The 21,340-nt window shown below is 34.1% G+C and carries 14 protein-coding genes and 1 other RNA gene; 5 read left to right on the forward strand and 10 right to left on the reverse strand.

Annotated features, from left to right (window positions below):
• Nucleotides 1–74: 74 nt before the first annotated feature.
• On the forward strand, nt 75–2,174 hold the full coding sequence (locus tag ACNFIH_RS19115) for a beta-galactosidase (RefSeq protein ID WP_426484354.1): 2,100 nt from the start codon (nt 75–77) through the stop codon (nt 2,172–2,174).
• A 191-nt stretch (nt 2,175–2,365) separates the two neighbouring features.
• Here ACNFIH_RS19115 and ACNFIH_RS19120 read toward each other — a convergent pair whose 3' ends face one another.
• From ACNFIH_RS19120 to ACNFIH_RS19130, 3 genes are all read right to left on the reverse strand, one after another.
• Nucleotides 2,366–4,006, reverse strand: a complete 1,641-nt coding sequence (locus tag ACNFIH_RS19120) for a hypothetical protein (protein ID WP_426484355.1) — start codon at nt 4,004–4,006, stop codon at nt 2,366–2,368.
• Between the two features lie 225 nt (nt 4,007–4,231).
• Nucleotides 4,232–4,629: a transfer-messenger RNA gene (gene ssrA / locus ACNFIH_RS19125) on the reverse strand.
• A gap of 213 nt (nt 4,630–4,842) precedes the next feature.
• Nucleotides 4,843–6,045 (reverse strand): serine hydrolase domain-containing protein, encoded by a 1,203-nt coding sequence (locus ACNFIH_RS19130; RefSeq protein ID WP_426486736.1) that lies wholly within the window; start codon nt 6,043–6,045, stop codon nt 4,843–4,845.
• A gap of 240 nt (nt 6,046–6,285) precedes the next feature.
• Between ACNFIH_RS19130 and ACNFIH_RS19135 the strand changes: the two genes are divergently transcribed.
• On the forward strand, nt 6,286–7,488 hold the full coding sequence (locus tag ACNFIH_RS19135) for an NAD(P)-dependent oxidoreductase (protein ID WP_426484356.1): 1,203 nt from the start codon (nt 6,286–6,288) through the stop codon (nt 7,486–7,488).
• Between the two features lie 149 nt (nt 7,489–7,637).
• Here the strand turns inward: ACNFIH_RS19135 and fumC are convergent, their stop codons facing one another.
• The 3 genes from fumC to arsC form a co-directional block, all read right to left on the reverse strand.
• Entirely contained in the window at nt 7,638–9,023 is a 1,386-nt protein-coding gene (fumC, locus tag ACNFIH_RS19140; protein WP_035647292.1) for a class II fumarate hydratase, read from the reverse strand.
• A gap of 645 nt (nt 9,024–9,668) precedes the next feature.
• Entirely contained in the window at nt 9,669–12,128 is a 2,460-nt protein-coding gene (locus tag ACNFIH_RS19145; protein ID WP_426484357.1) for a TonB-dependent receptor domain-containing protein, read from the reverse strand.
• Between the two features lie 92 nt (nt 12,129–12,220).
• Entirely contained in the window at nt 12,221–12,565 is a 345-nt protein-coding gene (arsC, locus tag ACNFIH_RS19150) for an arsenate reductase (glutaredoxin) (RefSeq protein WP_426484358.1), read from the reverse strand.
• A 112-nt stretch (nt 12,566–12,677) separates the two neighbouring features.
• On the opposite strand from arsC, the gene ACNFIH_RS19155 reads away from it, so the two are divergent.
• Nucleotides 12,678–13,604, forward strand: a complete 927-nt coding sequence (locus ACNFIH_RS19155) for a CPBP family intramembrane glutamic endopeptidase (RefSeq protein WP_426484359.1) — start codon at nt 12,678–12,680, stop codon at nt 13,602–13,604.
• Between the two features lie 10 nt (nt 13,605–13,614).
• A complete protein-coding gene (locus ACNFIH_RS19160; protein WP_426484360.1) occupies nt 13,615–14,658 on the forward strand; it encodes an AMP-binding protein in 1,044 nt (347 codons plus the stop codon).
• A 73-nt stretch (nt 14,659–14,731) separates the two neighbouring features.
• On the opposite strand, the gene ACNFIH_RS19165 is transcribed toward ACNFIH_RS19160, so the two are convergent.
• From ACNFIH_RS19165 to ACNFIH_RS19175, 3 genes are all read right to left on the reverse strand, one after another.
• Nucleotides 14,732–15,946 carry an RsmB/NOP family class I SAM-dependent RNA methyltransferase gene (locus ACNFIH_RS19165; RefSeq protein WP_426484361.1) on the reverse strand — a complete coding sequence of 405 codons (1,215 nt, stop codon included), beginning with the start codon at nt 15,944–15,946 and terminating at the stop codon, nt 14,732–14,734.
• Nucleotides 15,947–16,090: 144 nt separating this feature from the next.
• Nucleotides 16,091–18,067: a KUP/HAK/KT family potassium transporter gene (locus tag ACNFIH_RS19170; RefSeq protein WP_035647284.1), complete on the reverse strand. Its 1,977-nt coding sequence runs from the start codon at nt 18,065–18,067 to the stop codon at nt 16,091–16,093.
• Nucleotides 18,068–18,201: 134 nt separating this feature from the next.
• Entirely contained in the window at nt 18,202–19,485 is a 1,284-nt protein-coding gene (locus tag ACNFIH_RS19175) for a hypothetical protein (protein ID WP_426484362.1), read from the reverse strand.
• 236 nt (nt 19,486–19,721) lie between these two features.
• On the opposite strand from ACNFIH_RS19175, the gene ACNFIH_RS19180 reads away from it, so the two are divergent.
• Nucleotides 19,722–20,783: a WD40/YVTN/BNR-like repeat-containing protein gene (locus tag ACNFIH_RS19180; RefSeq protein WP_426484363.1), complete on the forward strand. Its 1,062-nt coding sequence runs from the start codon at nt 19,722–19,724 to the stop codon at nt 20,781–20,783.
• Between the two features lie 86 nt (nt 20,784–20,869).
• Here ACNFIH_RS19180 and ACNFIH_RS19185 read toward each other — a convergent pair whose 3' ends face one another.
• Entirely contained in the window at nt 20,870–21,328 is a 459-nt protein-coding gene (locus ACNFIH_RS19185) for a sensor of ECF-type sigma factor (RefSeq protein ID WP_035647275.1), read from the reverse strand.
• Between the last annotated feature and the right edge of the window lie 12 nt (nt 21,329–21,340).

A 21,340-nucleotide genomic window follows, 5' to 3' on the forward strand; every position in this document is an offset into this window, starting at 1 on the left:
TTGTAACTGTTTTATATTTTAAATAAGTGTATATTTAACACTTTAGTTTGTTCAATAAATACGTAGAATAAGAGATGAAGATTATTAAAAGAAAAATATTCGAAAAGTTGGTGCTAACTTTTTTAGTGACAATGGCTTGTATGGTGACAAATGCTCAAAAATTTGAAAAGTATTTTCCAAAAAAAGATCTGACTACCGTAGGAGTTTATTATTATCCCGAACATTGGGATGAAAGCCAATGGGATAGAGATTTGAAAAAAATTGCAGAAATGGGTTTTGAGTTTACTCATTTTGGAGAATTTGCTTGGGCACAATTAGAACCACAAGAAGGAATTTATGATTTTAAATGGCTTGATAAAGCAGTAGCAATTGCAGCAAAATACAAACTAAAAATTGTCATGTGCACTTCTACAGCAACGCCTCCCGTATGGCTGGTGCGCAAGCATCCTGATGTACTTGTTACGTATGAGGATGGGACCAAAAGTGATCACGGTTCTAGACAGCATGCTTCATTTTCGAGCAATTACTATAGAAGTTATTCTTTAAAAATGGTCGAACAATTAGCAAAAAAATATGGGAATAATAAAAATATCATAGGTTGGCAGATCGACAATGAACCAGCACGTTTTCTGGATTATGGAGCAGATGCACAACAACGTTACCGCAATTGGCTAAAGGAAAAATATCAGAATATCGACACTCTTAATAAAGCTTGGGGCAATAGTTTTTGGAGTGGTATTTATTCTGATTTCAGTGAAATAAATATTCCTTTGCATAAAGAATGGGGAATGAATTTGCATTCGCAATTGGATCATTACAGATTTGCCGATAAGGAAACTGCTACTTTTCTGGATTCTCAAGCGGCAGTCATTCGCAAATATGTAAGCAAGGATCAATGGATTACTTCTAATTATAGACCCGCTTATGATGAGAGTTTTATTGGTATGAGCAAAGAATTTGATTTTGATTGCTACACTCGTTATATGGTTTATGGTGGAAGTTTTGGGATAGGAAAAAATGGATATCGTTTGGGAGATTATGCTGCTATCGGAATGGCTAATGATTTTTTCAGACCGCTTAAAGGAATGTATGGTTGTATGGAATTACAGCCGGGACAGGTGAACTGGGGAAGCATTAATCCGCAACCTTTGCCGGGCAGTGTTCGAATGTGGCTTTGGCATGTTTTTGCTGGAGGTAGTAAATTCGAATGTACGTATCGTTTCCGTGCTCCTTTGTATGGTTATGAGCAGTATCACTATGGTATCGTTGGTACAGATGGCGTGACGCCAACACCGGGCGGACTGGAATTCAGCCAATTTATAAAAGAAATAGAAACACTTCGAAAAAACTATAACGCAAAGGCAGAATTACCAGACTACTATCTAAAACGCAAAACCGGAATTTTGTTCGATCCGGATAATGTGATGGGGATTGACTTAAATAAGCAAACCAAAGAATGGAATACGATTAATCACTTTTTAAAATATTATAAAGCTTCAAAGTCAATTGGTGCGCCGGTTGATTTCGTCAGAGACACAACAGATTTTTCAAGATATCCTTTCTTGATCGTGCCGGCTTATCAAATGATCGATCAAAAAATGATTGATAAATTAACCTTGTACGCAAAAAATGGTGGAAATTTAATCATGAGTTGCCGATCTGGAATCCAAAACCGCCAAGGACATCTTTGGGAGGCAAAATTTTATGAGCCCATTTGGAGTTTGATAGGATCTCAAATAGAATCGTATGATTTATTAATGCCTCATTCTCCTGGTGTTATTAAATTTGAAAATCAAGAATTTGCCTGGACAAGTTGGGGAGATTTACTAAAACCGAATAAAGGAACAGAAATCTGGGCAACTTATCAAGGTGATTTTTATGCAGGTACAGCATCTGTCGTTTCGCATAAATTAGGAAAAGGAACCGTGACATACGTTGGTACAGATTCGAAAAATGGCGACTTAGAAAAACAAGTAATCAGAAAATTATACAAACAGCAAAACGCACCTATAGAAGATTATCCAGAAGGAGTAATGGTCGATTATCGCGACGGTTTCGGAATAGCAGTTAACTATTCTGATAAGCCTTATAACTTCAATTTGCCAAAAGATGCAAAAATTATCTTTGGAACTCAGTCTATAAAAACGGCCGATGTTTTGGTGTGGAAATATTGATGAGAAAATTTTTAAAAATAAGTAAAAAGCCTGATGAAAATTTTGATTTTTTGTCAGGCTTTTTTTGTTTTATGATATTTCAGGACGAGACAGTTTATTAGGCTTTTTGGTAGTGTCTTAGATTTTAATGCAATGCTTAAATATAAAAAAACATGTTTAATAAATTTATTTCCTATTAAATAGATTATTGTTTAAAGTCTGATATTTAATTCATTGCTCAAAGAGTTAATGCTTGTCCCAAGATTTGTTACAGATTTGTCAAAACCAAATTGTGCTCCTTTATTGAAGACATCGATTATACTATCCAAATCTTTTTCATTTGCATTTTCATCAGAAATACTTCTATCATCTCTTAAAGCGATAAATCCAGCTCCGATTGCAGTATGTAATATAAAATCTAAGTTTACCCAAGGTTGATAATATTTATCTTCTTTTTCTCTAATTTCTTCCTGATTATCAGGTTTCCAAATGTTTAATTTATAAGCCAAATTTGGATTTATTGGTTCAAGAGCTTCAATTAAAAAATCTCTGGCAAATGACGGACTATATTTTTCAGATAGAATTTCTTCTGCCAAAGCTCCAATACTGTTTAAATCTGCAATTGAAATATTTTCTCTTTTTTCAAGTGGGTAATTCAAACTTGCTTCTATAAGTTGCGAATCTTTTAAAAGGTAGTACCATATATATCTTCTCAAACATATAAATGCTTTGTTTTTGGTAATCCAAAGCGCAATATTCATATAATATTGTCTAATAACCTTAAAATCAGCTGTGGTTAAACCAGATTGTAAACCCGGTCTGTCATCTCCGTTGAAATAAGATTCGGACCCATTTAGATTAACATTTACAAAATGATGCCATGTTGAATCGACTACAATACGACCCACTTTTGCCAAACGGCCATCCCATACAGCAATAGAAGAAAAAGAATGTGGAATAGTTAGCGATTTTCCGCCACCTCCAGTAGTACTGCCTCCTAAAACATGAGATGTTGCAATATTTTGAGTAGCCACAGTGATCCCATTAACAGTAAATGATGTTTCAGGCTTGCATTCACCTTCATGCGGGTGATCAGGCATAATATCAATCAATCCAGATGGTCTGATACTTTTTTTAATGGATAACAGAGGATGCGGCAGGCCTGTACCAAATATTCTTACGGAAATATTTTGAGGAATGTTGTCGGATTGGTTATCAAAATACAAAGAAGTTGCATCACCTGCTTTTGGTCGGTTTGTATCGTTTCTTCGTGGTTGCGTCATGCCCACTTCATTTGCGCCGAAATCAGCCCAATGTCTCATGTCTTTTACTCTTGGTATATTACTGCACAAAGCTGAACCTAAAGTCCCATGATCACCTGTAGCAAATAATCCACCACCATTATTCATATAAGTTTCAACGGCGGCTAATTCATTGGTTGGTAAACCTGATCCAGAATTGATACCAAACAACCACACCTGGTCAAAATTGGCGAGCGTTACACTTGAAGCAAAATTAAAACTTGGAATGGTGGCTACAACCAATGGATTAGGATTTGAAAAAGCGGTAGGACTTCTGTGACCAAGTGTTATTTGGTAATTGTACCAGGTAGTTCTTTGCAGTTCATTAAAAGTGGTTAAAAATTCGGATAAGCCAAATGCTCCCGTTCCAAAATCCAAGCCACCATCTGTTACAACTAAAACTTTTAGATTGCAGCGTTTCCAAAGCCATCTTCCTGGAAAAAAAGGTCTCAGGATTTCCGGGCGAATTATATCTATTTTACTGAGTAATCTTAAGCGCTCATCTCGGTCAAGAAGATGCATGTTTTTGAATTGTTCTTCTAAAGTTTCCATTTTATTATTAATAAAATTATGTCTACTCTTTCTTGGATTTTCGACTTACTCCGAATTAAATTCTGGCCATGAATTGTGCAGCTAAATTAAAAGTATAGAACAATTGGAACAAGGGTATATTTCCCCTATTTGTAGGAGGTTTTTTACTGAATTTGTTTATTACGAGGATGGAATTGAAACTTTTTAAATGAAAAAAGGGAAGATATATTAAATATCTTCCCTTTTTAGTGGAGTCGCCGGGAATCGAACCCGGGTCCAAACAAGCAACTAAAGAGCTTTCTACACGTTTATTTCCTGATTGAATTTTCGATGTTAAGCTAGGCCAGAAACAGCCACCGAACACTTATCTTCTTAATTTTCGAAATCTACCCGAAGCTCATAGAAATCTAGGTTTATTTTTACGGTTCCCCTGAACGGAACGCCACAAACCAAGGCTTTCCAGGAGAATCCAGCTTCCCTACCTTGTAGAGACGTGGCGCAATCTTACTATGATTCGGATTATGCAGCTAAAGCGTAATTATTTTCGCCGTGTAAAAGTTCGAGATCTTATATTTACGAGCAAGGTCTCAATGCTCGACGTGCTTACTGTTCAATTCGACTTGCTGTCAAAACCAGTCGACCCCAAAAAATAAGTCTGCAAATTTATACTATTTGAAATTACTTTCTGCTAAAATTTTAAAAAAAAGTCAAAAGTCAAAAGTCGAAAGTCAAAAGCCGAAACATGAAAGTTGTTAAGTTTATAAAGTCACATGCTTACTTTAAAAAGTACAAAGTCAATATTGACAATTCTTTTAAGACTTTACGACTTTTGACTTTCGACTTTATGACTATTAGTTTTACTCTTCGTCCTTGAAATTAAAAGGATAATCGCCAAAAATTGGAGCCAGTTTACGAACCGCATAAGTGTTTCTGGTCATTTTATTTGATAGCGCAATTATGGTCACATGCTCCTTCATTAAAGTAATATAAGATGAGGTATTGCCATGCCACCAACCGTTGTGGAAATAAAAATTCTGTCCCGTTTCCCAATTAATCATTCTGATTCCAAGACCGTAGTTTTTAGTTCCTTTGCGCTCGTTACTGTAACCCGTATAAACTTGTTTTAATAAAGCCGGTTTTAAAAAGTCAGGAGATTGTCTTGCTCTGTCAAATTTTAAAAGATCGCGAACAGTTGAAAAAACATTTTTGTCTCCGTAAACATTGTCTAAATAATCGAAACCAATTTCGGCTCCGTTTCCTTTATATGACGGAACAATTGTTTTTCTGTCTTTATCATCATCAAAAATATAAGTATGCGTCATGCCCAATGGCTTGAAAATCATTTCAGCCATTGCTTCTTTATATTTTAAACCGGTGATTTTTTCGATAATCAGCGCCAGCATTGCATAATTGGTATTGCAGTAGCCGAAACGTGTTCCGGTTTTTGCTTCTAAACCAATGTCTTTTGTTGCCAAAATATCAAGAATAGCTGCATTCGTCAACTGATTGTGTCGATCCCAAACCGATTTGTCGTGATCTGTGAAATAAGCATAATTGCGCATTCCGGTACGATGGCTTAAAAGCATTCGAACTGTACAGTCTTCGTATGGAAAGGTTTTTAGAATCGTATTGACTTTTTGGTCCAAATCAAGTTTTCCTGCATTTACCAATTTTAAAACAGCAGTCGCCGTCAAAACTTTACTTACAGATGCAATTTGAACAGGAGTTTCGGCAGTGATTTTTGTTCCTTCATTTTTGTTAGCGTAACCATTGTATCTTTCAAAAATAATTTGTCCGTTTCTTGCCACTAAAAAACTTCCATTCATGCTATTGTTTGGCCAGTTTTTATTGTAAAAGTGATTAATTCTGCCTTTTACGGAATTTATGTAGGCTTGTGATATTCTTTTTTCCGGGCCTAATGGCTTCATCTTTGGCATTGTATCTTCTACTACTGAAGCTGGATCAACGCTAGTCTTTTTATCATTGCCACATGAACTTAAAACTAAAATTAGGAAAAGTATTTGTGGTATCTTTGTCATTTTAAGGAAACTCATTTTCATCATTCTTTAAAAACAAATATATAGAATTCAATATTTATGTTTTTGAAATTTTAGCAACTTCAAAAGGCTGTGTTAACATAATTTTAACTAAAATTTTAGTTAGTCGATTGTTATTCAGCGTTCAACGGTTTTTAAATATTCTAAATTGTAATTTTTGAACAAAACTTTAACGAAATTTGTTATATTTGAAACAAATACAATGTAAAAAGTTATATTATTAAAAGCTTTAAACTTATTTAAATGAAATTTGGAATTATAAAAGAAAGAAAAAACCCACCAGATAGACGTGTAGTATTTGCTCCAGATGCATTAGCAAAATTGAAACAGCAATATCATGATGCTGTAATAGAAGTTGAGAGTTCTGATATTAGGATTTTTTCAGATCTTCAATATAAAAGTATGGGAATAACCGTAACTGATGATGTTTCTGACTGTGATGTCTTATTTGGAGTAAAAGAGGTTCCGGTTGAAAATTTAATTCCAAATAAAGCGTATTTCTTTTTTTCACATACTATAAAAAAACAGCCTCACAATAGAAAACTACTTCAGGCTATTTTAGAAAAGAAAATTGATTTATACGATCATGAAACGATAGTTAATGAGTTAGATCACCGTTTAATAGGTTTTGGAAAATATGCCGGAATGGTTGGTGTTTATAACGGAATCAGGGCTTTCGGAATTAAATTCGAATTGTTCAAGCTTCCAAAAGCAGAAACACTTTCAGGAAAAGAGGATTTGATAAAGCATTTAAAGCGCATAACAATGCCAGCCTTAAAATTTGTTGTGACCGGTACCGGAAAGGTTGGGAGCGGAGCCAAGGAAATTTTGGATGCTATTAAAGTTAAAGAAATTACAATTGATAATTATTTGACTAAAAAATATGCGCAGGCAGTTTATGTTCAATTGGATGTTTTAGAATATAATAAAAGAAAAGACGGTCAGGTTTTGGATTTTAAAGATTTTGTAAATCATCCTGAAGAATATACTTCTGACTTTGAGAAATTTACAAAAGTTTCGGATATTTATTTTGCAGGACATTTTCATGCCAGTGCAGCGCCAATGATTTTGACTCGGGAAATGTTGAATGCAAGCGATTGCAAACTTAAAGTTGTGGCTGATATTTCATGTGACGTTGGCGGGCCAATTGCCTGTACCGTTCGTTCGTCAACCATTGCAGAACCTTTATATGGTTATTTTCCTTTAGAAGATAAAGAAGTCGATTTTTTTCATCCGGCTGCGGTTGCAGTAATGGCGGTTGATAATTTACCATGTGAAATCCCGAAAGATGCCAGCGAAGGTTTTGGAGAACAATTTATGGAACATGTAATTCCGGCTTTCTTCAATGGAGATAAAGACGGAATCCTAAAACGTGCCAAAATCACCGAAAACGGAAAATTGACAGAGAGATTTAGTTATTTGCAAGACTACGTTGACGGGAAATAAGTTATGAATTATGAGTTATGAATTATGAGTTTTGCTATATGATAAATATAAAAAAGGTAAAAACATTATGTTTTTACCTTTTTGCTTTTAAAGAATTATGATTTAGAAAGTTAACTCATAACTCATAATTCCTAACTCATAATTTCAATTTACACCATATCCTCCGGTTTTACCCAAGCATCAAAATCTTCTGGAGAAACATAGCCTAAACGAACAGCTTCTTCTTTTAAAGTAGTTCCATTTTTGTGCGCGGTTTGGGCAATTTCAGCTGCTTTGTAATAACCAATTTTAGTGTTTAAAGCGGTTACAAGCATAAGTGAATTATCTACTAATTCTTTGATACGTTTGTAATTTGGCTCGATTCCTTGAGCGCAATGTTCGTCAAATGAAACGCAGGCGTCACCTAACAATCTAGCCGATTGTAAAAAGTTTGCAGCCATAACGGGTTTGAAAACATTTAATTCATAATGTCCTTGCATACCGCCAACAGCAATTGCCATATCATTTCCAATTACCTGTGCGCAAACCATCGTTAAAGCTTCACATTGCGTCGGATTTACTTTTCCTGGCATAATAGAAGATCCTGGTTCGTTTTCAGGAATATGAATTTCTCCAATTCCGGATCTTGGTCCAGAAGCCAGCATTCTAACATCATTTGCAATTTTGTTTAATGAAACTGCCAATTGTTTCAAGGCTCCATGAGTTTCTACGATTGCATCATGCGCAGCTAAAGCTTCAAATTTATTTTCTGCAGTTATAAACGGATGGTTGGTAAATTTTGCAATGTATTCGGCAACTTTTACGTCGTAACCTTTTGGAGTATTTAATCCTGTTCCGACAGCGGTTCCGCCTAACGCAATTTCTGATAAATGTGCTAAAGTATTTTTTAAAGCTTTTAAACCAAATGCCAATTGCGCAGCGTAACCAGAAATTTCCTGTCCGAGTGTTAAAGGCGTTGCGTCCATCAAGTGTGTACGGCCAATTTTAACAACATCTTTAAATTCGGTTGCTTTTTTGACTAATGTTGCGTGTAGTTTTTCGACGCCCGGAATTGTGGTTTCAACGACCATTTTATAAGCCGCAATGTGCATTCCGGTTGGGAAAGTGTCATTTGATGATTGCGATTTGTTTACGTCGTCATTTGCTTTTATGAATTGTTCGCCTTCACCAATTTCAAAACCTTTTAAAACCTGAGCGCGGTTGGCAATTACTTCGTTGACATTCATGTTGCTTTGCGTTCCTGAACCGGTTTGCCAAATTACTAGCGGAAACTGATCGTCTAATTGTCCTGCCAATATTTCGTCGCAAACTGTTGCTATGGCGTCTCTTTTTTCGATTGGTAAAACTCCTAAATCATAATTGGCGTAAGCGGCTGCTTTTTTTAGATAGGCAAAACCTTCAATGATTTCTTTTGGCATTGAACCTGAGTTTCCTATTTTAAAATTGTTTCGGGAACGTTCTGTTTGCGCACCCCAATATTTATCGGCTGGGACCTGAACTTCACCCATGGTGTCTTTTTCTATTCTGTATTTCATTACGTTGTTTGTAAAATGTTATTTGTAAAATGTGAAATGTTGTCTGTAAAAATGAACTTCTCTTGAAAACGGGTTTCCTAGCCCTGATGGGAGCGGCATCCTTTTGTGCTGGGGTTCAGCACAAAAGATATAGCGGACAGCAGGAATCAGCTCCTGAAAAATATTATGAATTTCGATGAAGTCTTTATTTAAAAGGTTTCGCATTCAAAAAAAAGCTTATTTAAAATGAGTATAAATATACGGATAAATGTTATTTCCCGAAAATTGATTTAGATTTTATTGCAGTGGAAGAATATATAACCTACATTTGTCGTAACATTCAAAAATTCCGGAAAACATGTTTGAATTTTCACAGTACTTAGGCTTTTTACTTTTCTTAACCATACTAACTATAGGGTTTTGGTTAATGTTTTTCTTGGTTGGTTTCGTATCTTATTGGGTTACGGGAGCTAGCTGGGAAATGTTCAAAGAAAAGAGAGCTAAAAAAAGACAAGAAGAACAGTCAATTTAATTATAAATTGATTTCATAAAAAAGGACCACGATTGTGAGTCCTTTTTTTTTATTTAAATTCGGAGTAAAAAAAATCCAAATTCCAGTTTTTAAACTTGGAATTTGGATTTTTAAATATTGGGACTTTTATAGTATTATCCTGGGAAGTCTCCTCCACCGTCACCTTCTTTTGGTGCAGCATTTTTGTCTCTTTCACCTTTAGGTTTGTTGAAACGGTAAGTGAACGATAAATTGAATTGACGTTTACGGAATTGCATTTCGCTATAAGCGGTTTGGCTTTCAAGTGTTGTAGAATTTTGCAGATAAGTATATGATCTCATAATTCTGGAATTGAAAATATCGCTGATATTGAATGCAATAGTTGCTTTGTCTTTCATTACATCTTTACTCAATGCAGTATTCATACCAAACATATCTAAGTTTTTCCCTTGAGCTGTTTTTTGTGAACCATTGTAGTTTGCACTTAACTGCCAGTCAATTTTGTATGGCAAAGTTAACTTTGAATTGATTCTCGCAAACCAAGTGTTAGCTTGATTGTCAAGATTTTGTACTACAGTATTTCCGTTAAAATCAACATAAGTGTTTTCTCCAGTTGTTTTTACGTTGTAAAAATTGAAGTTACTGTTGATTCTCCAGATTTTGAATGGCGTGTAATTCAATGTAAATTCAAATCCGAATTTTTGCTCTTTTCCAAGATTGATTGGTCGGTTTAAAATAACCGGAATACCATTTACTAGATTACCATTTGGAGTACGTACAAAACTGAAAACATCTTTTGTATCTTCAAAATAAGCTGATGTATTGAAAGTTAATTTGCTCCAACGTTTAATGTATCCAATATCATATTTATCAGTTAATGACGGATCTAGATCCGGATTTCCTTGAAAAATATTGATGTTACTTGAATAGTTTACAGCTGGGTTCATGAAACGCCCTCTTGGTCTGGTTAAACGCTTGCTGTAGCTAGCAGAAAAACTACTCTGATCTGAGATTTCATAACTAATAAAAGCACTTGGAAACAAGTTGTTGTATTTTTTAGTATTGAAATCGCTTGTCTCCAATAAATTCACATGAATGTTTGTGTCTTCCCAACGAAGTCCAAATAAGTAAGAGAATTTATTTACTTTGAAACCATATTGTGTATAAAGTGCATTGATGTTTTCTTTGTATTCTAATGTATTGGAAAGATTTGGATCTTTTAGTCCGTTTTCATCCGTTACAAAATATTCATTGTTCAAATCGCCAAAACTACCTTTATATCCAGCTTCAAACTGACTTCCTTTTCCTAATGGCAAAACATAATCGGCTTGGAATAATACTTGCTTTTGAACCTGATTATTTAATGTAGTATTGTAATTTGGAGAAGCAGTAATAGTACTGTTGCTATCGTCATCGTTTTTAGAAATCGATAAGTCAGCTGTCAGTTTATGCCCTTTGTCGTTGAAGTTTTTGATTAGATTAGAAGTATATTCCACGTTTTGGCTTCCAGTTTCCCCATCATTTAAACGGAAAGAAGTTCCTGTAAAAGCATGTGATGCATCAAAATTGTTGTAATTGATTAAATCACGTGTATCACCTGAATTTTTTTGATAGTTAATGGCATTTGTCCAATAGGTATTTGGCGCTACAGTCCATTCGATTCCAGCTCTTCCGTTAAAACCATCTGAAGTTCTTTTAGTATCACGATCTTCATCTAAAAAACCTTTAGGAGTTCCGTCAGCATTCAAATATTCAGTGTTGGTTAAACCAGCTCCTTCGTTTGTTCTGTGATTATATCCTAAAGTTGTGAAATAATTTAATTTTTCAGTTTTGTAGTTCAAATTTCCGCTTAAACCGTAAGTTTCAGGAATTCCCGTTGAAGCTATAAAAGTTCCGTTGAAACCTTGATTTTTACCTTTTTTAAGAATAATATTGATTAATCCAGATCCACCTTCAGCATCGTAACGAGCAGATGGATTGGTAATAACTTCTACTTTGTCAATCGCATCAGCTGGAAGCTGACGTAAAGCTTCAGCAATATTAATAGCGTTTGAAGGTCGTCCGTCAATCAAAATTCTAATATTATCGCTTCCTCTTAAACTTACATTTCCTTCAGTATCAACAGAAACAGACGGAACATTGTCAAGAACATCACTTACAGTTCCTCCTTTTACCATCATGTCCTGACCAACGCTGTATACTTTTTTGTCTAATTTTATTTCTACAGTCGATTTTTCAGCACGAACGACAACTTCGTTCAATTGTGCTGCATCTTCTGATAAATTCACAACGCCCAAACTCATATCGCCAGAAATAGTTTTTCCTTTGATTTCAGTTGATTTAAACGAAATGAATTCTACTTTAATATCATAAGTTCCAGGTACTACGGCTACTTCAAATTCCCCTTTTGGATTTGTGATTCCGCCGGCAACAACTTTTGTGTCGTTTGGTGCCATAAACGAAATAGTAGCATATTCAAGTGGCTGTTTGCTAACCTTTTCGAAAACTTTTCCAGTAACTTTTACCTTGTTTTTACCAGGAGGCGCCTGTTGTGCATAGTTGTAAAAACTTGTAAAAAAAAGAACAAGCAGTACAGCAAATTTGATTTTCTTCATTTTATTTTTGGTTTCATTTCCTGTTTAGACCGAAAATTTAGCGTTTGGTTTAAAGGGGAAATCACAAAAAAATGTTAATTCGACTTTTGAAATTAATCAAGGAAATCGGCTACCAGATTAAGATCTCTTCCAATAATAGCTTTTCCATCTTTAACAACAATTGGCCTTTCAATTAAAATTGGATTTTCAACCATTGCCTGAATAATTTCGTCGTTGGTAAGATTCTTTCCTTTGTAATTTTCTGTCCAGATATTTTCTTTAATTCGGACTAACTGAATTGGTTCCAGGTTTAATTTTGCTAGTAAATCTTTTAATTCTGAAAAACTTGGAGTATCTGTTAAATAAGGAATAATTTCATATTCTTCTTTTGACTGATCAATAAAAGCCAAACAGCTTCTTGATTTTCCACAGCGTGGATTATGATAAATTTGTATCATTTTGTTATATTTAGGAATTGTAAGATAGTTAACGCAAAAATTAGGTATTTTCGCAGGACCAAAAATACTATTTACTTATTAAATCGAATTCTCATTTTAAAATTATATATAAATGTTTTTAGAACAAGGAATTAAACCTCACAATAAATTTTTTCTGTATCTGATTGGTTCAATAATTATTATCGTAGCATCATTTATTGGCCAGATTCCGCTTTCTGTAGCGGTTCTTTACTCCAGTTTTAAAAATAAAACAGAAATACCGACTGGCAATGATGCGGTTTTAAAAGTATTTGAACCTAATCTAACTTTGTTTTTGGTTATGATTTCTTTTGTTTTTGCGTTTGCAGGCATTTATTTGGTTGTAAAATATCTTCATCGTCAAACTCTTTTATCAGTAACGACATCACGAAAGAAAGTCGATTGGAACCGAATTTTATTTTCATTTGTACTTTGGGCAGTTTTCTCCGTTTTGAGTTTTGGAGCTCTTTATTTAAATGATCCTCAGAATTTTATTTGGAATTTTAAATTAGTTCCTTTTTTGATTTTAGTTGTCATAGGAACTTTGCTTATTCCGATACAAACCAGTACCGAAGAATATATTTTTAGAGGATATTTAATGCAGGGTTTTGCAAATTTGGCTAAAAACAGATGGTTTCCATTAATGATGACTTCACTTATTTTTGGTTCGATGCATGTTTTTAATCCAGAAGTAGCAAAAATGGGTTATATTATTATGGTATATTATATAGGAACCGGCTTGTTTTTAGCAATCATTACACTTATGGATGAAGGAATAGAACTGGCACTTGGTTTTCATGCTGCAAATAATTTGACTGGCGCTTTGTTGGTAACGTCAGATTGGACCGTTTTTCAAACACATTCTATTTTCAAAGATATGTCTGAACCTTCGGCGGGTCTTGACGTAATATTGCCGGTTGTAATTGTGTATCCTGTTTTGCTTTTTATTTTCAGCAAAAAATATAAATGGACAAATTGGAAAGAAAAATTGACTGGTGAGATAACTCTTAAAAATCTTTAATTTAATAATCATGACACAGTTAACACATAAAAATGTACATAATTATTTTAAAATCAACGGATATCATTTAAATGCGAAAGATTTATGCCGCGTTGGGTACAGTTTCATAAAAGAAGGTGATGTTTATGAGCGTGCAATTGGTGAGTTTCTTCTGGATTGGTTTGATAATAAGGATTATATCGAAATGACGACTTCGGGTACAACCGGACTTCCAAAATTAGTCAGATTAGAAAAACAAGCTATGATTCAGTCAGCTTTGGCTACCGGAGATTTTTTTGGTTTGGAGCCAGGAGACAGAGCGTTGTTGTGTTTGCCAACTCAATTTATTGCCGGAAAAATGATGTTGGTGAGAAGTTTGATTTTAGGACTTGATATTGATGTTAAAGCACCAAGTACTGAACCTTTAGCTTTTAATTCGGAGAAATATGATTTCGTAGCAATGGTTCCTTTACAAGTTCAGAATTCAATTGAAAAGCTGAAAAACGTTAAGAAATTAATTATTGGCGGAGCAAAAATGGATTCTGCGCTTGAAGCGGAATTACTAAAATTGAATGGCGAAATATACGAAACGTATGGAATGACCGAAACCATAACGCATATTGCTGCCAAAAAAGTTGGAGAAAGTGCTTTTTCGATCTTACCAAATGTAAAAATTGAAAAAGATGATCGCGGTTGTCTTGTAATTTATGTTTCGTCTATTTCTGAGGAACCAATTATTACGAATGATTTGGTCGAATTGATAAATGATAAACAATTTGTTTTTTTAGGAAGAATCGACAATGTGATTAATAGTGGAGGAGTGAAGCTAATTCCCGAACAGATTGAAGCTAAATTAGTCGGCAAAATTCCAAATCGATTTTTTGTTACAGGAGTTCCGGATTCAATTTTGGGTGAAAAATTAATTTTGGTTATAGAAGGCGAAAAACAGGAATTTGCACCTGATTTTTTTGATATTTTAGGAAAGTTTGAAAAGCCAAAAGAAATTGTTTTTGTACCAAAATTTAAAGAAAACGAAAACGGAAAGTTATTGCGAAAGCCAACTTTAGAAGCATAAACGTTAAAATAAAAAATCCCAAATTTCAATAACTACGATTGAAATTTGGGATTTTAAATATTCGAATTAAAACTTATGCTTTACGCTCTAAAAGTGCCATATAGAATCCGTCGAAACCAGATTCAGAAGCCAGTATTTTGCGATCTTCAATAAATTTAAATTGTTTTCCTATTTCTGTTTTTAGAAACTTTTCTACTTGCTCCTGATTTTCAGAAGGCAAAACAGAACAAGTTGCATAAACTAATTTTCCACCTGGTTTTACAATTTTAGAATAGCTTTCTAGAACCTCACTCTGAACTTTACGAATGTTGTCAATAAATTCAGGCTGTAATTTCCATTTCGAATCTGGATTTCTTTTTAAAACTCCCAATCCGCTGCATGGTGCGTCAATTAAAACACGGTCTGCTTTTTCGTGTAATTTTTTGATAACTTTTGTGCTGTCGATAATGCGGTATTCAATATTAAAAGCGCCATTTCTTTTAGCTCTTAATTTTAATTGCTTCAATTTGCTTTCGTACAAATCCATTGCAATCAATTGACCTTTATTGTTCATTAAAGAAGCCATGTGCAACGTTTTTCCGCCCGCTCCGGCGCATGTGTCAACAACGCGCATTCCAGGCTGAACATCAAGGAAACCTGCCACTAATTGTGAGTTCGCATCCTGAACTTCAAACAAACCTTGTTTAAAAGCGTCTGTAAGGAAAACGTTTGCTCTTTCTTTTAAAACCAAAGCCTCTGGCTGATCTTTCAAATATTCTGTTTCAATATTCAAATCCATCAACGTGTTTCTTAAGTTTTCTTTAGTTCCTTTAAGTGTATTTGTTCTTAAAATAACTTTTGCCGGTTGGTTTTGAGCTGCAATTTCTTTAGACCAAACTTTTTCGCCTAATTCTTTTACACCCAATTCATCCATCCAATCTGGAATAGACTCTTTTAAAGCTCTCACTTTCGAAAGCTCATCAAAACGACCTTTTATTTTTCTTTCAGGAGTTCCTTCCAATTGTCTCCAGTCCGGGATTGGGTATCCTCTTAAAACAGCCCAAACCGCAAACATTCTCCATAAATTATCTCTGTCGTATGGTTCTTTTACTTCCGCAATTTCTGCGTAAAGACGTTTCCAACGAACAATTTCGTATATTGTTTCAGCAACAAACTTCCTGTCAGAACTTCCCCAACGTTTGTCTTTTTTTAATGCTCTTGCTACCACTTTATCTGCATATTCTCCTTCATTGAAAATTGCATTTAAAGAATCGATGGTAGTATAAACTAAATTTCTGTGTAATCTCATTTCTATAATTTGAGTTGCAAAGGTACTATTAATTGATTGAAAGTTAAATTTTTAATGCTGATTGTTCATTTGACTTTCATTTGAAAAGAAAAAAACACTCTGATAAAGTTTTAAAAGAGTGTTTTTTAGAATATTTTAAAAAGGTTAATTTTTGATAATTCGGGTCAATCCGATGTTTTCCGGAGCGTGAAGCACCATTGGGAATTTCTCTATTTTAACCGAACTACTATCTAAACCAAATGCTCTTTCTTCAGACAAACTTAGTTTTTTAATAAAGAAATAAGAGTTCATGATGATATTTTCGTGCCATCTTAAATCATTATCATTTGATAAGAATTTCTCAGACAATACAAATTTAAAGTCTCCAATAATATTGTTTTTGTTCAATGATTCGTAACGGCTGGTAATATCAACTTCACCACGTTTTACCATATCACGGATTACTTCTCTGAACATTAAATTGATTTTTGTAGGTTCTCTAAATCCTAAATTAAAATCGATTCTGTAAATGTCATCTCTGGCAATCTCAGTAACTTTATATTCTGTTTTATAAGGCTCAGTAAGAATATTTACGTGTACAAACCAGTAGATATCAGCTCTTTTTGGGCGCTTTTGCAGGATCGAGTAAATTACTTTTTCCTCTAATTCATCAACACGATTGGCATTCGTCATATATACCAAATGCGTCGCGTATTTTGGAATTGATAAATCTTTGCTTAATTCTACTAATACTTTTTTATAGTCGTCAATTTTGATGATTTTAGTATAGCTTTTGTTGATTTTCTTAGCAAGATACCAAATCGTCATAATTGAAATTAATAAAATTGCAATGATCAAAGTAACATAACCTCCTTCGGCAAATTTTGTAATATTAGCAAAAAGGAAACTGAATTCAATCAATAAATAAATCGTGATCAACGGCACCATGAAATACAGTTTTACACGCTTCATGATCAAATAATAATTCAATAGAATAGTTGTCATGATCATACATAAAATAATGGCAAGACCATAAGCATGCTCCATATTTCCTGATTTTTCGAAGTGAAGTACGATTCCAACACATCCAAAAAACAATAACCAGTTAATTGACGGAATGTATAATTGACCTTTAACTTCTGTCGGATATTTGATTTTTACTTTTGGCCAGAAATTCAGACGCATTGCTTCATTAATCAAAGTAAACGAACCACTAATTAATGCTTGTGATGCAATTACAGCTGCTAAAGTTGCTACTACAATTCCGAATGGAAGAAACCAGTGTGGCATGATTAAGTAAAACGGGTTTCCATTTTCTCCGCCTAATTGCTGTAAAGTGCTTCCTTCGTGATGTGTTAAATAAGCCGCTTGACCAAAGTAGTTTAATACTAAAGTAGCTTTTACAAAAATCCAGCTGATACGAATGTTTTTTCTTCCGCAGTGCCCCATGTCAGAGTACAAAGCTTCAGCTCCTGTTGTGCAAAGAAATACAAAACCAAGAACAAAAAATCCGTCAGGATGAATAGATAATAAATGGTAAGCATAATATGGATTTACCGCTTTGATAACTTCAGGGTAGTGAAAAATCTGAATTGCTCCTAAAGTTCCAAGCATTGCAAACCATATCAGCATCATTGGTGCGAAAAATTTCCCAACCAATTTTGTTCCAAATTGCTGTATCGTAAATAAAATAAATAGAATGGCAATTACAATAGAAATAATAGTTTCCGTTTCCATTGTAGGATAGAATGCTCGGATTCCTTCAACTGCAGATGAAATCGAAATTGGAGGTGTGATAATTCCATCGGCCAAAAGTGCGCTTCCCCCAATAATGGCGGGCACAATGAGCCATTGAATTTTTGTTTTTTTAACTAAAGCATAAAGAGCAAAAATTCCACCTTCACCATGATTGTCAGCACTTAAAGTAATAAGTACATATTTTATTGTAGTTTGAAGAGTAAGAGTCCAAAAAACACAGGAAATCCCCCCTAAAACAATATCCGAATTTATTGCATATTCACCAAGAATGGCTTTCATTACATACAATGGAGAGGTACCAATATCTCCATAAATAATTCCTAATGTGATCAATAGACCCCCTATAGACAACTTACTATGTAAGTTTTTATGCGCTGCGCTCATGTTTGATTTTATAAAAGACGGTTGCAAATTTACTGTTTTAAAACAAATTAGAGACAATTATAATTAAAAAGATAAAAAAAAGCACAATCCCCAAATTGTGCTTTTAATTTTAAATAAAAATTGTGATATTTTGATTATCCTCTTCTGCCACCACCTCTAGATCCGTTTTCTCTTTGTGGTTCACTGCTTCTAGATTCTTGTCTCATTTGCGGAGCTTCAGAACGTGGTGCACTTTGAGGTCTTGAGCTGTAAGCTCTGTTTTCTGAGTTTCCTCTGTTTTCAGAGTAACTTCTTGATGGCTGCGCTTGTGGTGCAGGAGCAGTTCTTTCAACGCTTGGTCTGTTCATTGAGTTTCCTCTGTTTTCAGAATAACCTCTTGAAGGATTATTGTTTTGAGATGCTGGTCTGTCTGCATAATTTCTGTTTTCTGAATTCCCTCTAGGAACAGAAACAGCTGGATTATTTCTGCTGTAATCTGGTCTTGAAGGAGTAGCAACAGGCGTATTGTTTTCTCTGTTGGTTACAGTTGGACGGCTTGTATTGTTATAACTTCTGTCTGGATTTCTGTCTGAAGTATAGTTTCTGTCTGAAACTCTGTTTTCTCCATATTGAGGTCTTCCAGAATTTGATCTGATTGGATTATTATTGTTTTGAGAAGTATTATAGTTTCTGCTTGTTACTCTTCTTTGGTCTAAATCATATCTGTTGCTTACATTAGCGTGTCTGTCTGCAAAGCTATAATTAGGTCTCATTCTTTCGTAGCCATAAGTACGTCTTGATGCGTAAATAGCAGGAGCGGCGTAACTTCTTCTATAATTTACATAGTTGTAACTGTAGTTAGCATTGATGCAAATATTTACGTTGTTTCTATATCTGTAAACAGGATAAGGTCTCCATGCTGTGTAATATGTTGGATAGTAGCCCCAATACCAAGTTGAACAATAAGGTCTGTAGTTTGTAACCCAAAATGAACTATAAATTACTGGGACAACATTGTAAACAGGCTCATAAATATAGTTTGCGCCATACAAATAAGTGTTTCCAACGACCTGAACGCTAACTTTGTTGTAATTGTCTCTTTCTACGTCAATTGTTGCCACGTCTTGATAAACATCACGATCTAATACAGCTTGAATAATTACAACGTGAGTTCTGTTTTCTACAGATTCGATTACACGTAAATAATCAACTTGATCATCTCCATTTAAATCAAGATTAGATATTTGATATTTTGGATCATTCAATCTTCTTTCAAAATCCTGAAGATTTGATGATTCTCCAAACATTGAAGCAATAGCTCTTAAATCTAAGTTATCGCTAATGTCTGAATTTTTTGCATAAACAGTGGCTTGATTTTGTGCTGAACAAGAACTAAGTCCGATAGTTAAAAATGCTAGTATAAGTAGGTTCGCTTTCATGGCAAATAATATTAAAAAATTAATTATTGTAGAATATCCAATTACTGTGCCAAAAAAATAATTTGTATGTCTGATTCTATTAAAAAGCTTAGTGTTAAATAGTTGTGTTTTGTTGGATTGTTTTTATTTTTGCTTCGACAAAAAATAGTGTTCAAAAATTTTATTATCAAAAAAAACAAAAGCTATTTTATATGTTATAAATAATTGTATTTTAGCAAATACTAAATCTAACCTACATGAGAAAAATTATATTATTTTTTAGTTTATTTGTTTTGTTGGTGTCTTTTAAAGCATTGAAAAATAGTGATAAAGCGCCAGTAACAGGCGGTTTTGTTTCGATGCAGACAGAAATTTTGTTTCAGGATAAAATCAGCATCAGAGCTATTTCAATTGATAATAATAAAGTTTGGTACGGAGCCGATAATTCCCGTTTTGGCTGTTTTGATTTAGATAAAAGAGAAAAATTTGAAGATCATATTTATCGTGATACACTTAATTTAGAGTTTAGAAGTATTGCGCAAAACACAAAAAGCGTGTTTTTGTTAAGTGTAGGAAATCCTGCTTTATTGTATCAGGTTGATAAAAAAACTAGAAAAGTAAAATTAGTTTACAAAGAAGTTAATTCGAAAGTGTTTTACGACAGTATGCAGTTTTGGAATGACAAAGAAGGAATTGCAATTGGTGATCCTACAGAAGATACTTTTTCTATGATTGTTACTCGTGATGGAGGTGAAACATGGACAAAGCTATTATCTGATAAATTGCCTACAAACACTCAAGGTGAAGCAGCTTTTGCAGCAAGTAATACCAATATTGTAATTAAAGGAAATGATACCTGGCTGGTTTCAGGTGGTAAAAAAGCTCGTGTTTTTTATTCTCCTGATAAAGCAAAAACATGGAAAGTCGTTGATACTCCAATTATGCAGGGCAAAGAAATGACTGGTATTTTTACAGCCGATTTTTATGACGCCAAACATGGTTTTGCAGCAGGCGGAGATTATGAATTTCCAGAGAAAAATGCTGAAAACAAAATTTGTACTAAAGACGGAGGAAAAACATGGGAATTAGTAGGGCAGAATCAAGGTTTTGGATATGCTTCATGTGTTCAGTATGTTCCGGGAAGTAATGCCAGAGAATTGGTTTGTGTGGGTTCTTCAGGAATCCAATATTCTCAGGATGGAGGTTCGACATGGAAACAATTGTCAGATGATTCTAAGCTTTTTACTATCAGATTCATTAATAAAAATACTGCAATTGCTGCGGGTTATAATAAGTTAATCCGAATCACTTTTATATAGTCAGACAATATTCTTAAAAATAACAAACCCCCTAAATAATAAAGTAAGTATTATTATATAGGGGGTTTGTCGCTGTTGTACTTTTCTTAATCTTTTGCGGCTTTATCGCGATATTGTTTTAATAATTTTCGGTTAAAGTCGTCTTCAGATTTTTTAAGCTTTAATATCTTTTTGGCTGAAAGTATTTTCTTTAAGTTCGAATTGTATTTTTCGCGCAAAAGATATAATTCCTTATCAGTACTTTCCATTTGTGCAAGCAGGACTGCAGCTTCTTTTTCTGAAATTGAATTAATATTATCATCATCCAGACGCTCTAGATACGCTTTCATTTTTTGATGCCTTAATTCAAATTGTCTATCATCATAGGCATTGTAAATAGGCCAGAATTTTTCAGCTTCTGTAGGAGTCAGTTCTAATTCGGTTGTTAAAAAAGAAACTTTATAAGCTTTAATCTTTTCACGTTTTTCATCTGTTTTACCGCTTTGGGCATAAAATGAAAAACTTACCAGGAATAAAATTATCGGCAATATGTTTTTGATTTTCATCTTTTAAGTTTT

This window comes from Flavobacterium sp. 2, assembly GCF_049949195.1.
Taxonomy (GTDB): domain Bacteria; phylum Bacteroidota; class Bacteroidia; order Flavobacteriales; family Flavobacteriaceae; genus Flavobacterium.

Excerpts from the sequence above, each read along its gene's own strand:
- ACNFIH_RS19115 (WP_426484354.1), top strand. The coding sequence starts at position 75 with ATGAAGATTATTAAAAGAAAAATATTCGAAAAGTTGGTGCTAACTTTT.
- ACNFIH_RS19120 (WP_426484355.1), bottom strand. The coding sequence starts at position 4,006 with ATGGAAACTTTAGAAGAACAATTCAAAAACATGCATCTTCTTGACCGA.
- ACNFIH_RS19130 (WP_426486736.1), bottom strand. The coding sequence starts at position 6,045 with ATGAAAATGAGTTTCCTTAAAATGACAAAGATACCACAAATACTTTTC.
- ACNFIH_RS19135 (WP_426484356.1), top strand. The coding sequence starts at position 6,286 with ATGAAATTTGGAATTATAAAAGAAAGAAAAAACCCACCAGATAGACGT.
- fumC (WP_035647292.1), bottom strand. The coding sequence starts at position 9,023 with ATGAAATACAGAATAGAAAAAGACACCATGGGTGAAGTTCAGGTCCCA.
- ACNFIH_RS19145 (WP_426484357.1), bottom strand. The coding sequence starts at position 12,128 with ATGAAGAAAATCAAATTTGCTGTACTGCTTGTTCTTTTTTTTACAAGT.
- arsC (WP_426484358.1), bottom strand. The coding sequence starts at position 12,565 with ATGATACAAATTTATCATAATCCACGCTGTGGAAAATCAAGAAGCTGT.
- ACNFIH_RS19155 (WP_426484359.1), top strand. The coding sequence starts at position 12,678 with ATGTTTTTAGAACAAGGAATTAAACCTCACAATAAATTTTTTCTGTAT.
- ACNFIH_RS19160 (WP_426484360.1), top strand. The coding sequence starts at position 13,615 with ATGACACAGTTAACACATAAAAATGTACATAATTATTTTAAAATCAAC.
- ACNFIH_RS19165 (WP_426484361.1), bottom strand. The coding sequence starts at position 15,946 with ATGAGATTACACAGAAATTTAGTTTATACTACCATCGATTCTTTAAAT.
- ACNFIH_RS19170 (WP_035647284.1), bottom strand. The coding sequence starts at position 18,067 with ATGAGCGCAGCGCATAAAAACTTACATAGTAAGTTGTCTATAGGGGGT.
- ACNFIH_RS19175 (WP_426484362.1), bottom strand. The coding sequence starts at position 19,485 with ATGAAAGCGAACCTACTTATACTAGCATTTTTAACTATCGGACTTAGT.
- ACNFIH_RS19180 (WP_426484363.1), top strand. The coding sequence starts at position 19,722 with ATGAGAAAAATTATATTATTTTTTAGTTTATTTGTTTTGTTGGTGTCT.
- ACNFIH_RS19185 (WP_035647275.1), bottom strand. The coding sequence starts at position 21,328 with ATGAAAATCAAAAACATATTGCCGATAATTTTATTCCTGGTAAGTTTT.